General features: G+C 42.0%; 15 protein-coding genes and 1 tRNA gene. 1 reads left to right on the top strand and 15 read right to left on the bottom strand.

What is annotated here, in order from left to right:
- Positions 1–5: 5 nt before the first annotated feature.
- Complete coding sequence (locus E0485_RS03505) at positions 6–893, bottom strand: ComEC/Rec2 family competence protein (RefSeq protein WP_132416587.1); 888 nt, start codon at positions 891–893, stop codon at positions 6–8.
- Positions 894–1,341: 448 nt separating this feature from the next.
- Between E0485_RS03505 and E0485_RS03500 the strand changes: the two genes are divergently transcribed.
- Positions 1,342–1,680: a L,D-transpeptidase gene (locus tag E0485_RS03500; RefSeq protein WP_132416586.1), complete on the top strand. Its 339-nt coding sequence runs from the start codon at positions 1,342–1,344 to the stop codon at positions 1,678–1,680.
- 62 nt (positions 1,681–1,742) lie between these two features.
- Here the strand turns inward: E0485_RS03500 and E0485_RS03495 are convergent.
- The 14 genes from E0485_RS03495 to rpsP all read right to left on the bottom strand — a co-directional run bounded on the left by E0485_RS03495 (position 1,743) and on the right by rpsP (position 14,304).
- Positions 1,743–1,813, bottom strand: a tRNA-Gly gene (locus tag E0485_RS03495).
- A gap of 110 nt (positions 1,814–1,923) precedes the next feature.
- Entirely contained in the window at positions 1,924–2,799 is an 876-nt protein-coding gene (gene ylqF / locus E0485_RS03490) for a ribosome biogenesis GTPase YlqF (protein WP_132416585.1), read from the bottom strand.
- Between the two features lie 9 nt (positions 2,800–2,808).
- A complete protein-coding gene (gene lepB / locus E0485_RS03485; RefSeq protein ID WP_132416584.1) occupies positions 2,809–3,426 on the bottom strand; it encodes a signal peptidase I in 618 nt (205 codons plus the stop codon).
- A gap of 88 nt (positions 3,427–3,514) precedes the next feature.
- A complete protein-coding gene (rplS, locus tag E0485_RS03480; RefSeq protein WP_132416583.1) occupies positions 3,515–3,856 on the bottom strand; it encodes a 50S ribosomal protein L19 in 342 nt (113 codons plus the stop codon).
- Positions 3,857–4,023: 167 nt separating this feature from the next.
- Complete coding sequence (locus tag E0485_RS03475; RefSeq protein ID WP_132416582.1) at positions 4,024–5,631, bottom strand: response regulator; 1,608 nt, start codon at positions 5,629–5,631, stop codon at positions 4,024–4,026.
- 5 nt (positions 5,632–5,636) lie between these two features.
- Entirely contained in the window at positions 5,637–7,052 is a 1,416-nt protein-coding gene (locus E0485_RS03470) for an ABC transporter substrate-binding protein (RefSeq protein ID WP_235857392.1), read from the bottom strand.
- The gene (locus E0485_RS03465; RefSeq protein ID WP_132416581.1) at positions 6,970–8,787 is read right to left on the bottom strand and encodes a cache domain-containing sensor histidine kinase; all 1,818 of its coding nucleotides are present in this window, start codon (positions 8,785–8,787) and stop codon (positions 6,970–6,972) included. The genes E0485_RS03470 and E0485_RS03465 overlap by 83 nt, the downstream gene beginning before the upstream one ends.
- Before the next feature lie 96 nt (positions 8,788–8,883).
- Positions 8,884–9,735, bottom strand: coding sequence for a carbohydrate ABC transporter permease (locus tag E0485_RS03460; RefSeq protein WP_235857391.1), 852 nt, complete (start codon positions 9,733–9,735; stop codon positions 8,884–8,886).
- Positions 9,732–10,676: a carbohydrate ABC transporter permease gene (locus E0485_RS03455; protein WP_132416580.1), complete on the bottom strand. Its 945-nt coding sequence runs from the start codon at positions 10,674–10,676 to the stop codon at positions 9,732–9,734. The genes E0485_RS03460 and E0485_RS03455 overlap by 4 nt, the downstream gene beginning before the upstream one ends.
- Positions 10,677–10,771: 95 nt before the next feature.
- Entirely contained in the window at positions 10,772–12,130 is a 1,359-nt protein-coding gene (locus E0485_RS03450; protein ID WP_235857390.1) for an ABC transporter substrate-binding protein, read from the bottom strand.
- Positions 12,131–12,305: 175 nt separating this feature from the next.
- Positions 12,306–13,064 carry a tRNA (guanosine(37)-N1)-methyltransferase TrmD gene (gene trmD, locus E0485_RS03445; protein WP_132416579.1) on the bottom strand — a complete coding sequence of 253 codons (759 nt, stop codon included), beginning with the start codon at positions 13,062–13,064 and terminating at the stop codon, positions 12,306–12,308.
- The gene (gene rimM, locus E0485_RS03440; RefSeq protein ID WP_132416578.1) at positions 13,061–13,582 is read right to left on the bottom strand and encodes a ribosome maturation factor RimM; all 522 of its coding nucleotides are present in this window, start codon (positions 13,580–13,582) and stop codon (positions 13,061–13,063) included. The genes trmD and rimM overlap by 4 nt, the downstream gene beginning before the upstream one ends.
- A 182-nt stretch (positions 13,583–13,764) precedes the next feature.
- Positions 13,765–13,995 carry a KH domain-containing protein gene (locus E0485_RS03435; RefSeq protein ID WP_132416577.1) on the bottom strand — a complete coding sequence of 77 codons (231 nt, stop codon included), beginning with the start codon at positions 13,993–13,995 and terminating at the stop codon, positions 13,765–13,767.
- Positions 13,996–14,031: 36 nt separating this feature from the next.
- Positions 14,032–14,304 carry a 30S ribosomal protein S16 gene (gene rpsP / locus E0485_RS03430; RefSeq protein ID WP_132416576.1) on the bottom strand — a complete coding sequence of 91 codons (273 nt, stop codon included), beginning with the start codon at positions 14,302–14,304 and terminating at the stop codon, positions 14,032–14,034.
- Between the last annotated feature and the right edge of the window lie 67 nt (positions 14,305–14,371).

Below are 14,371 nucleotides of genomic sequence, written 5' to 3'. Positions count from 1 at the left end.
CATTCCTACCTTTCGGTACTAAATTCAATTCGTTTACCATCCGCAACAGCACTAACTGTTCCATTCAAATCATTGCGAAACACCTTGATGTTCTTCTTGCTTAATCGGTTCAAAGTCGCATCTGTCGGATGCCCATATTTGTTATCCGCACCAACTTGAATGACGGCATATGTAGGCTTCACTTTATCCAAGAACGCGTTTGTCGATGATGTGTTTGAACCATGATGTCCTACGGCTAGAACATTTGCAGATAGATCCGCTTTTAAGTTAAGCATATCCTTCTCGCTCTCACGCTCAGCATCGCCTGTAAATAGGAAGCTATTCTCACCATATGTCACTTTCAGAACTGCACTTGTATCATTCAAATCTTCATAATTTGCCTTGACAGGTGCAACCATTTCTACCTGTACTTGTTCGTCCCAATCAAGCTTAATTCCTGCTTTAGCTGTCGTAACTTTTAGCTTTTTATTCTGAATCGTCTTCAGTAAAGTTTCGTAAGTCTTCGTCGTATTCCCTACTTTGGGCATATAAATTTTACCTACGTCAAAATTATTAATGATCGCGCTTGCCGTACCAATATGATCTGCATGCGCATGCGTTAGCACAAGAATATCAATACGATTAATCTGATAATCCTTCAAATGCTTCATCATAATCGCTTCCTTATCAATATCACCTGTATCTATAAGCATAACTTTGCCTGTTGGGGATATTAAAAACTCCGAGCTTCCTTGTCCTACATCTAAAAAATGAACAGCCAGTTTGCCAGCTGTGTCAATTTTCTTCCCTTGCGTGCTACTGGTATCCTTGACATCAAGCAGACTTGAACAACCAACTATTCCTAGAATGATGACCAATGTCATAAATAACTTGCTTATGTACTTTATTTTCATTTGACTCCTAGCTCCTTATGCCTTTCTTTCTTCTGTAGATCCCTATGTAACCAAATAGTTAACTGGCTCAAAAAGCAATAATCAGTGCTTGACAAATAGCGAAGGAGCGGAGAGAACGGAATCGTTCTGGAGAAGCGTTAGCGGTCGCCTTTGTCACCGAATTTCTACCTTCTAATGGCTTATCTGATCAGGAAATTTGGTGACAACAGCGATCGTAAGAATGATCCGTCCTCGCAGCGGCACTACGCAGTTGTCAAGTACTTATTGTGGTGTTGATCCAGTTAACTCACAACAAAAGATTGTGCAAATGTACCATATTATGCATCCGCATGTCTAGTTGGCTGATCTTCATGAGATAAACTGAAAATAGGCGAATCATTCTAAATCGGGTATCAGCGGAAGTCACCATCCGCATATTCACATACGATATGATAAGGAGTGAATACGGATGCCCAATTATCGTATCATTGTTGATATTTCAGATCTAAAGCTATATTTGCTGGATGGCAATATCGTCGTTAGAGAGTTCCCCATAGCTGTTGGTAAAATGTTGACGAAAACGCCTAGAGGTAAATTCGAGATCATAAATAAAGAACCTAATCCTGGCGGACCATTTGGCGTGATGTGGATGGGGTTATCGAAGCCACATTACGGGATTCACGGTACAAATGACCCTTCATCCATAGGCAGACGAGTAACCCATGGTTGTATTCGAATGTACAATGAAGATGTGATTGAGCTTGCAAATCTTGTACCGATTCATACACCAGTAACCATCCGCCCTTAATTCCATCCAACAACGAAAAAGCCGCATTTCTGCGACTTATCCTTAATTCATATAAAAGCTAAAGCGGGTGAAGGGAATCGAACCCTCGCCTGAAGCTTGGGAAGCTGCTATTCTGCCATTAAACTACACCCGCAAATTTATAGTGAATAGGATTATTATAGCATGTCAAAACTACCATGACAATCAAGCAAAAGGGTGTATAACAGCATTACTACCTGTCATACACCCTTTTATGTGCCTATGTTACAGCTTTGGCGCTTCTAATGAAATGCGACCCAGCTTGCCACTTCTGAACTCTCTTAGAATTAATGAAGAAGTCTTATCTAGATCGACACGACCTCCACTTACGAGTGCTCCGCGTTTACGACCAATCGCTTCCATTACGTCCACGACAACTGTATTATCTTCGAGCTCTTCTAATGTAGGCAGTTCCTCCACACCGAATCTATCCTCCAATGCATTTGGATAGTAGGCAGCTAAATATCGGATTAAGTGAAAAGCCACCTCATCTAAATACAGAATTTGCTCATTAATGGAACCGATGGCTGCTAATTGATAACCAACCGCCTGATCCTCAAACTTCGGCCATAGAATACCTGGCGTATCAAGCAGCTCCATCTCTGTCCCTACTTTGATCCATTGCTGGCCTTTGGTAACACCTGGCTTATCACCAGTTGCGGCAATTTTCCGTCCTGCCATGTGATTGATAAGCGTTGATTTACCTACATTCGGGATACCTACGATTAATGCACGTATAGCACGCGGCTTAATTCCCTTGCGAATCTGAGCTTCCATCTTAGCGCTATTAAGCAGCTTGACGCGGGGAATAATCTCTTTGACCCCTTGTCCAGTAGCTGCGTCTATTGGAAGAGCATCCAGACCTTTCGTCTCCGAAAAGAATTCAATCCATTCCGCTGTTACTTTCGGATCGGCAAGATCGTTCTTGTTTAACACAACGAGCCTTGGCTTGCCACTTAGGATCTCGTCAATCATCGGGTTTCGACTTCCGACAGGGATTCGGGCATCTAGCAATTCAATTACAACATCGATTAATTTAAGCTTTTCTTGTATTTCTCTTCTCGCTCTGGTCATATGACCAGGAAACCATTGTATGGTCATACTACCACCCTATTTAACTAAATGGATTTTAGACAAAGGCCAGAATATTATATCCGCCCGTCCAACTATCGTACTTTCGTCAACAAAACCTAAGCTAGGATCACGGCTATCTTTGGATACAGGACGATGATCACCAAGCACAAACAATTTGCCTTCTGGCACTGTAGATTCAGGGAAGCTTGTTAAGTTATAAGGTCTCCCTTCGGCTGCAGCATTATCCAGAGCTTCCTTCAAGTAGGCCTCATCGATCTGCTTGCCATTAACAAATACTTGATCTAGCTCAACCTTCACCGTATCTCCAGGTAAGCCTATGACACGTTTAATGTAGTCTTCTCGCGAATTCGCATGAAACACAACAACATCGCCATACTTCGGTTCACCTATGCGATATACAATTTTATTAACGATTAACCGCTCAGCTTCATAAAAATTAGGTTCCATCGAAGGGCCTTTTACTTCAAAAGGTTGGAACAAAAAGGTGCGAACAACAAATACAATCGCAACCGCAATTAGCAGGGCTTTAATCCACTCCCATGCTTCATTCTTTTTCTTCCCCGCTTCAGGGCCGGATGTTGATTGATCTGAAGCTTGTTCGCTAAACGTTTGATCACGTCCACTTGTATCCATAAGTCGACCCCTCTTCTAAATACACATCAATCTATTTCATCACTTTATACAACTAAAAAGGAGCTTGATAAACAAGCCCCCATTTGTCTTAACGAATTTCTTTAATTCTTGCTGCTTTACCACGAAGGTTACGCAGGTAATAAAGTTTCGCACGACGAACTTTACCACGACGAGCCACTTCGATTTTCTCGATCTTCGGAGTATTAAATGGGAATGTTCTTTCCACACCAACACCGTAAGAAATCTTACGAACAGTAAACGTTTCGGAAATACCGCCGCCACGACGCTTGATTACAACGCCTTCAAACAGCTGTACACGCTCACGTGATCCCTCGATAACTTTTACGTATACCTTAAGGGTGTCTCCAGGACGGAAATTAGGAAGATCCGTACGAAGTTGTTCTTTTGTAAGTTCTTGAATTAGATTCATATATGACTCCTCCTTCCACTCAGGTGTTCATACCGCCATTGCTCTGAATCATCGATTCAAAAGATACGTAGAGGACCACCGAACTAAAACCAACACAACATTTGATAGTATAACATAGGTATATCATGAATACAAGCAATTATCACGATATCATGCACATAATTTCGTTACACGCCATTAACTTGCGCGGTACGATATTCCGTCGGCGTCATCTGCATCATTTTCTTAAATACTTGGGTGAAATATCTTGGATCTTGATAGCCCACTAAGGGAGCCACTTGATAGACTTTCACATCCGAGTTTCGCAGAATGGCACATGCCTTCTCAATCCGAATCTTGGTAACATACTCGAGGAACGTAATCCCTGTCTCCTGCTTAAAAAGCACACAGAAATGGCTGCAGCTAATCCCTATAAATTCAGACACTTCATCAATTCCGAGATCATAATGATACCTACTGCAGATATAATCTGTAGCTTTAGTAATTAGCGTTCCTCCATCAGTCTCCACATTCTTAGAATTCGCAAGCTTCATCCATTCTAGAAACTTACTCCGAACAACTTGCAGCATCTCACCAAGCGTTTCACTCATCATCAGCGATTGAAGCAAATCATCCATCACAGCGATTGAACATACGCCCATATTCTCCATCTGTCGATGCAGCAGCACAGATAATCTATATAATAGCTCAATAGTCTCTTCTTTCGTACATTCTTGCATGGCAAGCTGCTCTTCCAGCTGATTCATATGCAGATCAAACTGCGTAATATCCAAGGTTTGAAGAGATTTGAGCAATATCTTCTCCATTTCATGCAGATAAGCCATACATAGCTGTGCAGCCAATTGCTGCTTATCCTGTTTGATGATCGTATGCACTTTTTCTTGTCCTTGAATGAATCTTCTAGCAAGTGCAAACTGCGCGTCTTGATAGCTCTCATTTAGTTGATCTAGTCCGTTGTAACGATTGCTAATGCCTACAGAACATGATAATTTCGTATGTCTTCGAATAAGTTCAATCAGCGTTTGACCTATTGTAATCAAGCTATGAATATCCACTTTTTGAAAAATCATAATCCATTCCCCACTGTGAAACGGAAATTGGGTCAAGCATTGCTGTTCATCGCCAAATTCAAGCAGAATGTTCCGTATGGCAAAAAGCCATAGCTTCTTTTCTTCCGTATTCCAAATTCGACACAGGTGATCATAATCATCAAGCGATACGACTACCATATGATAAGGATACTCCAGTTCCCATTCCTTTAACCAATATAAGCGATCATAGGAAGGGTTAGCGTCAAATAAAATTTCTGCGAGCATCTGCTCTCGTACTAATGAGGATAAGGCTTGAACAGACTTACGTAAATATTCATGCTCCGAATGTTCGGACTGCTCAGAATCAAGGCGCTTAAGCGCTTCTTTAATTACACTTTCAAGCTCCTCATGGTCGATCGGCTTCAGTAAATAATCGAATGCTCCTTGGCGAATCGCTTCCCTCGCATATTCGAACTCACCGTATCCACTTAATATGATAAAAATAATGCTTGAATTATCGATCATAACTTCTTTCATAAGTGTAATCCCGTCCATGATCGGCATACGGATGTCACATAGAATGAGATGAGGATGCAGCTCGTTGACAAGAGCAAGTGCTTCTTCACCGTTACGAGCTTCACCTACTATAGACATCCCTAGCTCTTCCCATGGAATAACAACTTTTAGGCTGCGTAATATGATCGGCTCATCATCAACAAGTAAAACTCGATAAGGATTGTTCATTGCTGCTAACCTCCTTTACGGATCACTTCACGATATTGTTCGATCGCGGACTGCAGCTGATTAAGCGCTTTGTCTGCTGAGGTTCGTCCTTCCAGCAGATCTTGTGTTACATTAAAGAATGTTTCTTGTACAGCAGGAGGTAGCTTATTGTCATATGGAATGAACATATGTGGCGTTTGCAGCATCAGTTCCATTAGACTAGCGAAGATTGGTCCCGTTCGCTGTTTCTCAATCATGATGTTCATTGACGGCAAGCGTAGACCTTCATATACCATTCGTCTTTGAACTTCAGGCGTATATACGGCCTTCATAAATTCAAGTGCCGCTTCCAAACGTTCTCCCTTGAGATTAGCGGACACACCTAATCCAATTGTATATCCACCAGCAAGACCATTGGCAATGCTATCGGATGCATCAAAGACCGGAAAGTTCATGACTCCGACTTCATTCATGAAATTCGAGGGCGTCGCAGCACCTTGCAGCACATTAATCTCCCAGCTTCCATTCATATATAAGGCAGCTTTACCGCTTACAAATTGTTGTCTTGCAAATTCTTTACTCTTGTCATTCGTATGTTCTGTAAAGGGTTGTAAGGCAGCAAGTCTAATGAAATCCTCTGTCGCCTGCATATAGGCTTCTGTCTCAAACGTATCCGTCCCCTGCACAATTTCGTCAATCAGAGCTGGGCCTGCACGCCGCTGCATGAGATAATGGTAAAAAATTGCCCCCGGCCACCGCTCATCATTGCCAATCGCAAACGGAACGTAGCCATTCTCCTTCAGGATGGGAATAATTGCAAGCAGCTCATCCCATGTCTGTGGCGGAGTAAGCTTTAATTTATCAAAAATCGTACGATTATAATAAATCGGCTCTGCATTGCCTTCAAATGGCAGTCCATACGTGCCTCCATCAATCGTCCACAGACTTAAATCAATGAATTGATCGTAGAGATTGTTCTCCTTCAGAAAAGGCGTTAAATCAAGCAGTCGGTCAGCTCTTGCATAAGGCTCTATTTCTGCGCCCCCAAACAAAGCAAATATATCAGGCGGATTGCCTGCTACCATCTCGCTTTTGAGCTTCTGCTCCCGATGGAATGTCTGATCAATTCCCTCTGCTTCAATTTTGATATGAGGGTGCTCAACCTCAAATTTGCGAATCACATCTTCAAATATTTGCGCTACAGCTTTATCATGCTCCTTGGTCCAGAAGTGACGAAAAGTGAGCGTAATCTTGTGTTCCTGCCTTACAGTAGGTTTGGAATTATCAGCACTGCAGCCAACAAGAATCATACCCAAAATCAGGATAATAAGACTTGTTCGTTTCCATCTATGTCTCATCTTATCTATGATTGTCAGCCCCCTTATCCCCGTTCTGCGAATAGGTGTAATCTGAAATAAAAATAGGAATTCGGATGCGGACAATGGTCCCCTCATTCATCGAAGAGCATACCATCAGTCCGTAAGGCTCACCAAATCGGATTCGGATTCGTTCATGGACGTTGCGCATGCCAACACCTTTACGTTTATGTTTGGCCGCCTCTGAGAACGTTTCTAAGAATACCTCCTCAAACCGCTCCGAGCTCATGCCAAGACCATTATCAGCAATCTCAATTATGAGGTCTTGTCGATACTCAAACGCACGGATCTGAATCAAGCCTTTGCCATTCATTTGTTCGATGCCATGATACAATGCGTTCTCAACAATCGGCTGAACGATAAGCCGCATACAGGCTATATTTTTCAAGCTATCTTGAACATCCAGTTCGAAATCAATTTTGTCTTCAAATCTAAATTTCTGAATTAACAGATAATTTTTGACATGCTCAATCTCCATCGCAAGTGGAATTAGCTCTTGATTCTCGCTAATACTGATTCTAAGCAGCTTGCCAAGCGAAATCACCATTCGGCTTATTTCACGATTTCCCTGCAGAACGGCCATCGAGTTAATAGACTCCAGTGAATTGTATATAAAATGCGGATTGATTTGCGACATGAGCGCCTGCATTTCAGCTTGCTTCTTCCGTTTCTGCTCCTCTTCTACCCTCGTAATCAATTCACCAATCTGACTGCTCATCCGCTTAAATCCATGAAGAAGAGCTCCAGCTTCATCCTTGACGTGATCATAAGGCGATTCGAATTCATTCGCATTAAATTGACCGATCTCAACCCGCTTCATCCCGCGGACAACAGTTCCAATCATTTTAACGAGACGAGCAACGAACATCCGATCAAACAGGAATACCATTAGCAAAGAAATGAGAAGAAGTCCCAAGGTGATGTTGCGAATACTGCGCGAGTCTTTCATCACTTCATCAACAGGAGTCAGCGCAACCAAGTGCCAGCCTTCTAATGCTGAAGGTACATAGGTAATAAAAGTGTCCAGACCGTTATACTTGTCTCTATAAGACTGAGCTGGATGATACGCTGAACTGCTTAAGAAAGGGAATTGCATCTGTTTGCCTAAATTTTGACCCGATTTGCTGAATAATACTCTTCCTTCATCATTGAGCAGAAGAATATCTCCTTGGTTTAAAGTTGACGCTTCCCAGAAAATCGTATCGAGCATATCCGTCTTGACGGTCAAGACAAGGGTACCGATATCCTCTAACGTATAATAATCCTTAATCGTTCGAGAATGCGTCAGCTGCATCGGATTATCGGTCAGATTCGGATTCTCATATGGCCCTAACCATAATGGTCTTCCTAACAATTTGGTCATTCTGGGGTACCAAGGAGACTTCAGCAGCACATCAAGCGTTATTCTCGCCTCTGGATTCGAATAATAGAGCAGCTCATGTTTGGAATATAGACTAAGTGAATTTATTTTAGGATGGGCAAGCAAAAGATTGTTCAAATCAGCAGTTAACTGCCGATCTTCATTCGTTCCACTATTAATAGAAAGCTGGGATTGCTGTAAATGACGCTTCAGGAATTGCTGTACAAGCGGCTGCACAATACTCACATCTGAAATTCCATTGATCTCTGCTAACGCATAATTCAACTTGCGATCTGTCTCTAGGAGGGAGGTATAATAAAATTCACTTGTTTTGCGTTCCATCGCTGCTGCGAAATTTACATAAGAGAACACACCCAGTGCAATAATGGGTATGAACACAAGCAGAATGATGGCTAACATGAATTTGCGACGTAGCGTCATCGAATTGCGTCATCCTTTGCATCACTTCATTAATATTCAACACTTCTATGCAAGCGCATTCAATTCCTGCTTGGATCATCTGTTCCTTTATTTAAGCTAACTTTTCACCGCACCTGAGGTTAGCCCCGAAATAAACCATTTGCTGAACAGGATAAAAATCAGAATTAACGGTAGCGTCGCTACAAATATCGCGGACATAATGGTTCCATAGTCAATGCCATCATTAATCGTAAAAAGCTGTCTTAAAGCAATTTGAATCGTAAAATGCTCACTATTTTTCAAAACAACAAGTGGCCAGAAGAAATCATTCCATATGTTGAGAAAATTAAAGATCCCTAGCGTCGCCATCGCAGGCGGTATAATCGGTATGACGATATTCCAGAAAATACGAAAATGACTGCAGCCATCAATTCTTCCTGCATCAAGCAGTTCATTATGAACGGCAGCTTCAATATACTGCCTCATCCAAAAAATTCCAAAAGCAGTCACCATTCCAGGTACGATCACAGCTTTATAGGAATCGATCCAAGAAAGTTTACTCATAAGTACATAGTTAGGCAGAATATTTAGCTGTGTTGGAACGAGCAACGTGCCGAGAATCAGAACGAACAGCCACTTCTTCCCTCGAAACTCATATTTGGCAAACGCAAACCCCGCAATAGCGCATAAAAAAATTACGGAGACGGTCGATAGAGAGGATACAACGAACGAATTCCATAAAGATCGGAAGAACGTAATTTTCTCAAGCGCATGGTGAAAATTGTTCATAAACTCCCCACCTAAAGTTACAACCGGAGGGATATGGTAGACTGCATCACGTGTTCGCGTTGCAATGACGAATATCCAATAAAAAGGAAAGAGTGAGAAGAAAGCACCTATCACCAAAATCATGTATGTTAGCATGCGAACAAACACATTCGATTTGTCCATAATGGTAGCTTGGCTCATGAAGCACCTCCGATTTTCCTAGATAGCAGCGTATTCAATAAGGAAATAATTACCGTAAATACGAATAAGATAACGGAAGTCGCAGCAGCCGTTCCAAAGAACCCATTGCGGAACGCTTCACTGAACATATAGATTACCATTGTTAGGCCTTCTTCCCTAGTGGAGGCCGATCCACCCTGCCCTAAGAATACATAAGGCTCCGTGAACAGCTGTAAACTTCCAATCGTTGAAATCAATATGGTAAAAATGATAAACGGCCGCAAATTCGGAATGGTGATATGCATAAGTAATTGATACTTGTTCGCACCATCGATTTTAGCTGCTTCATACAAGTCATTCGGGATACTTTGCAAGCCTGTGAAGTAAATGATCGCATTATAACCCGTCCATCGCCATAGAACCATCGTTGCAATGGCAAGCTTCACACCCCAATAATCGACATCCCATGCCATAGGGTCAATACCAAAAACACCTAATGCTGCGTTCGCCATCCCTTTGTTTGAGAAAATAGCACTGAATACAATCGTGACAGCAACAATTGATGTAATATTCGGCATAAAATAGATCGTTCTTAACGTTTTGCGGAACCGTTTTATTCCTGAATGTAGGGCAACCGCTAGCAATAGCGCAATAATTAATTGTGGAACTGTCCCAAGTAAGCCCATAATCAGCGTGTTCCAGAATGATTGCCAGAATAACGGATCACCTAGGACAAGCTCAAAATTCGTAAAACCAACATACTTCATCGCACCAAGTCCATTCCATTTAAAGAAGGACAAATAAAATGTATAGAAAATGGGATAGATTCCGAACACAAGAAATAACACAAAGAAAGGTGAGATATATAAATAGGCCGTTAATGAACTGCGTACCTTCTCGGTTAACATGGGTCGTTTAGTACTTGTTTTCTGCTCATTTAATACTGGATTCGTCTCACTCATATGACACCACCTATGAGAATTAAGGATATAAAGAGTTCATGTGACTTTGGCACACAAACTCTTTATACGGAATAGCAGATGAATTCGGCGAGGAATTAACTGCGTTTATTCAATTCTTTGACTTTCTTAATGACATCATCCCATTCTTTGTTCGGATCCGATTTTTTGGAAAGAACATTGCGAAGTCCATCTTTAAAAATGCTATCGGTTCCATCATGCAATTTGCCATAATGAATCTGCTTCACGTTCTTAGCAGCTTTACCGAATTCCACCGCAACTGCTTGCTTGTTATAATAATCATCAATGTATCCTGTGAATGCAGGATCATCATATAGAGCAGGAATGGATGGCATCAACCCGTTTGTTTTGAAGGATGTCAATTGCTGATCTTTGTTTAAAAGCCAGGAAATGAATTCAAACGCTTCTTTTGGATGCTTCCCTTCTTTTGGAAGTGAGATGAAAGATCCTCCCCAGTTACCTGGTCCTTCTGGCATTTGCGTAATCATCCATTTGCCTGAAGCATCTTTGGCATTGCCTTTAATAACGCCTGACATCCATGCAGGTCCTAGAAGCACCGCGAAGTCACCATTGTTCGTTGCTTGCCCCCATTCAGGCGTCCACAACGAATTGTTCCCTACCCATCCTTCCTGTATCGCTTTAACAGTATAATCCCATGCTTTCTTCACTTGTGGATTCGTATCGCCAATGAAGTTGTCATCTTTGTCATAGTAGATCTCATTTGCTTGGTCACGAATGGAATTGTATAAAAGGTCAGGCATATCAACGAAAACCTTGCCTGTCTTTGCCTTAAATTCTTTTGCGACTGCATCGAATTTATCCCATGTATCGATCGTCTTGTAGAAGCCTTCTGGATCAGTAGGCATACCTGCTTGCGCAAGCAAATCCGTACGATAGTAAGCAACCGTTGGACCTACATCGGTTGGCAGACCAAATTGATAATTGCCATTATCAGAAGAAGCTTGGCTCCATTTCCAGTCCAAGTAATTGCCTTTCAAATCCTTCGCGCCTAGATCATTCAAGTTCACAAAGCTATCCTTCGCCTCCATGAACCTTTCAAGGAAGGCAATCTCTAGCATGAAAATATCTGGCGCTCCCTTACCGGCTGAAAGTGCTGTCAACATATTGTTGTGATGTGCAGTCTGATCCGAAGTATTCTGTATCTTGATCGTAATATTCGGCTTCACTTTCTTGTATTCCTTAGCTAATTCATCATACCCGTTCGTCCCTAATGTCCAGAACGTTAATTCGATTGGTTCTTCTGTCTTAGGAGCTTCTGACGCAGCAGGCGTCGTAGTCGCACTTGCAGGTTCAGATGGCTTTGGTGTATCTGATGACGACGAATTTCCTGAGGATCCCCCACAAGCTGCGAGCGTTAATACAAGCATTACAGATAACAAGGTTGTAATCGTCTTTATGAATTTCCGATGAAACATACTCACGTTCCCCTTCCTCTTCTTAATTTAGTTCGTATATGCTTACAACTCGATCATAAAAGAAGGTGGAAATTTATGTTAGGTGTTATTCTTTCGATGTGAGGTTGAAATTCTTATGACGCAAAAAAAGATGACGTCAGTATCTACGTCATCTTACCTTGTTTCATTTTATAATTTATTGTTCATCTCGTCCGTTATGCTGTGCCAGCCATTCTTGCTTCCATTTCATTTGTTCCTTCGATAGCTCGAGACCCTCTAGCATATCTGGACGACGCTCAAGTGTGCGCAAGAACGATTGTTTGCGGCGCCAAGTTTCGATGTTCAAATGATGTCCAGACAGCAGAATGTCTGGGACATCCATCCCGCGAAAGCTTACAGGACGCGTATATTGCGGATATTCTAGCAAGCCTGTTGAGAAAGAATCTGTCACCGCTGATGTTTCGTTGCCAAGCACACCGGGCAAAAGCCTTGCAACCGAATCAATCACGACCATCGCAGGTAGCTCGCCACCTGTTAGAACGTAATCCCCGATAGACAGCTCATCCGTGACAAGGAATTCGCGAATTCGCTCATCATACCCTTCATAATGCCCGCATACGAAGATTAAATGACTTTCCTTCGACAGCTCTTCAGCCTTCTTCTGCGTGAACTTCTCACCTTGTGGACACATGAGGATCACACGAGGCATGGCCTCCGTCTTAACACTGTCCGTCAACGATTCGACAGCTTCAAATAAAGGCTCTGGCTTCAGCACCATGCCTCCGCCTCCACCATAGGGGTAATCATCAACCGAATTATGCTTGTCTTTCGTATAATCACGAAAATTAATCGTATTTAACTCAACGAGCCCCTTATCTTTGGCTTTACCCAGAATAGAGGAGGAGAATACCCCTTCAAACATAGCAGGAAATAACGTCATTACATCAATTCTCATTCGTCGAGTAAACCCTCCATTAAGGAAACGATCACCTTTTTATTCGCTACATCTACTTCTAGAACGACATCATCAATTACAGGAATGAGCAATTGCTTATTCTTCGGACGATTAATTACCCATACATCATTCGCTCCAGGCGAAAGAATCTCTATGATTTCTCCTAGCTGTTCGCCTTCTTCAGTTTCCACCATGCAGCCGATGATTTCATGATAATAATATTCGTCATCTTCAAGATCATCTTGATACTTCTCATCAATCTTTAACAAACTGCCTTTAAATTTCTCAACTTCATTAATATTCGTAAAGTCTTTAAATAAAATGATATAGACTTTCTTATTTAAACGTGAGGATTGTACGGTGACCTCCGTTTTCGCGCCATTAGAAGCAACAATAACGAGCTTGCTCCCTTTTGCAAAACGCTCCTCAGCAAAATCAGTATGCGGCACAATTTTAAGCTCGCCGCGAATCCCGTGTGTATTAACAATCTCTCCAACTGTATGTAAGATTTGATCCATAGGTGATCTCTGTACCTCCTAAATGTTATTGATGTATTGTTCATCATTCAAATTAGTTCTTGACCTCCTATATGGTCATCACAATTCCACGGACGATAGTCAAGCACTCATTATGGTGATGAACATTGATTAGACCTTCATTATAACAGAAAAAGGTTAGGAGTATTCCTAACCCTTCTCTATTAAGAGACAATCTCTACAGTCACACGTTTGTTTTGCTTAACTGCTGCGGAAGTTACGACCGTGCGAATTGATTTAGCAATACGACCGCCCTTACCGATGACTTTGCCGACATCACTAGGATGAACGGAAAGCTCGTAAGTCACACTCTTATCACTCTCAACCACATTGACGCGTACATCCTCCGGATGATCAACGAGCGCCTTCGCGATAACGATGATTACATCTTTCATAATACCCTCCAAGGGAGCAGATTATAGCGGTTAACCTTATTTCTGTTGCTTAAGCTCATGAAACTTAGTCATCAAACCTGCTTTGCTAAAAAGATTGCGAACTGTATCAGATGCTTGCGCACCTGTTTGTAGCCATTTAAGAGCTTTCTCTTCATCGATGTTAACCACTGCTGGTTGAGCAACCGGATTGTAAGTACCGATTTCCTCGATGAAACGACCGTCACGCGGGGAACGAGAATCAGAAACGACTACACGATAGAAAGGAGCTTTGTGAGCACCCATACGCTTTAGACGAATACGAACTGCCATTGTTATTTCACCTCCTCCAAAAATTATGGAACTTACCTTATATTAGGTTCACGCTACGAGAGCGGAA

The organism is Paenibacillus albiflavus, from assembly GCF_004344915.1.
In the GTDB taxonomy this organism is placed as follows: domain Bacteria; phylum Bacillota; class Bacilli; order Paenibacillales; family NBRC-103111; genus Paenibacillus_AM; species Paenibacillus_AM albiflavus.
Note: the sequence above shows the minus strand (reverse complement) of the source record. Positions and strands in the feature narration are given on the sequence as shown.

What these genes read in the sequence shown, in the direction of transcription:
- E0485_RS03450 (WP_235857390.1), bottom strand. Translation starts at nt 12,130, where the DNA reads ATGTTTCATCGGAAATTCATAAAGACGATTACAACCTTGTTATCTGTA.
- rpsP (WP_132416576.1), bottom strand. Translation starts at nt 14,304, where the DNA reads ATGGCAGTTCGTATTCGTCTAAAGCGTATGGGTGCTCACAAAGCTCCT.
- E0485_RS03500 (WP_132416586.1), top strand. Translation starts at nt 1,342, where the DNA reads ATGCCCAATTATCGTATCATTGTTGATATTTCAGATCTAAAGCTATAT.
- E0485_RS03475 (WP_132416582.1), bottom strand. Translation starts at nt 5,631, where the DNA reads ATGAACAATCCTTATCGAGTTTTACTTGTTGATGATGAGCCGATCATA.
- rimM (WP_132416578.1), bottom strand. Translation starts at nt 13,582, where the DNA reads ATGGATCAAATCTTACATACAGTTGGAGAGATTGTTAATACACACGGG.
- E0485_RS03460 (WP_235857391.1), bottom strand. Translation starts at nt 9,735, where the DNA reads ATGAGCCAAGCTACCATTATGGACAAATCGAATGTGTTTGTTCGCATG.
- E0485_RS03435 (WP_132416577.1), bottom strand. Translation starts at nt 13,995, where the DNA reads ATGAAAGATGTAATCATCGTTATCGCGAAGGCGCTCGTTGATCATCCG.
- lepB (WP_132416584.1), bottom strand. Translation starts at nt 3,426, where the DNA reads ATGGATACAAGTGGACGTGATCAAACGTTTAGCGAACAAGCTTCAGAT.
- rplS (WP_132416583.1), bottom strand. Translation starts at nt 3,856, where the DNA reads ATGAATCTAATTCAAGAACTTACAAAAGAACAACTTCGTACGGATCTT.
- E0485_RS03465 (WP_132416581.1), bottom strand. Translation starts at nt 8,787, where the DNA reads ATGACGCTACGTCGCAAATTCATGTTAGCCATCATTCTGCTTGTGTTC.
- ylqF (WP_132416585.1), bottom strand. Translation starts at nt 2,799, where the DNA reads ATGACCATACAATGGTTTCCTGGTCATATGACCAGAGCGAGAAGAGAA.
- trmD (WP_132416579.1), bottom strand. Translation starts at nt 13,064, where the DNA reads ATGAGAATTGATGTAATGACGTTATTTCCTGCTATGTTTGAAGGGGTA.
- E0485_RS03505 (WP_132416587.1), bottom strand. Translation starts at nt 893, where the DNA reads ATGAAAATAAAGTACATAAGCAAGTTATTTATGACATTGGTCATCATT.
- E0485_RS03455 (WP_132416580.1), bottom strand. Translation starts at nt 10,676, where the DNA reads ATGAGTGAGACGAATCCAGTATTAAATGAGCAGAAAACAAGTACTAAA.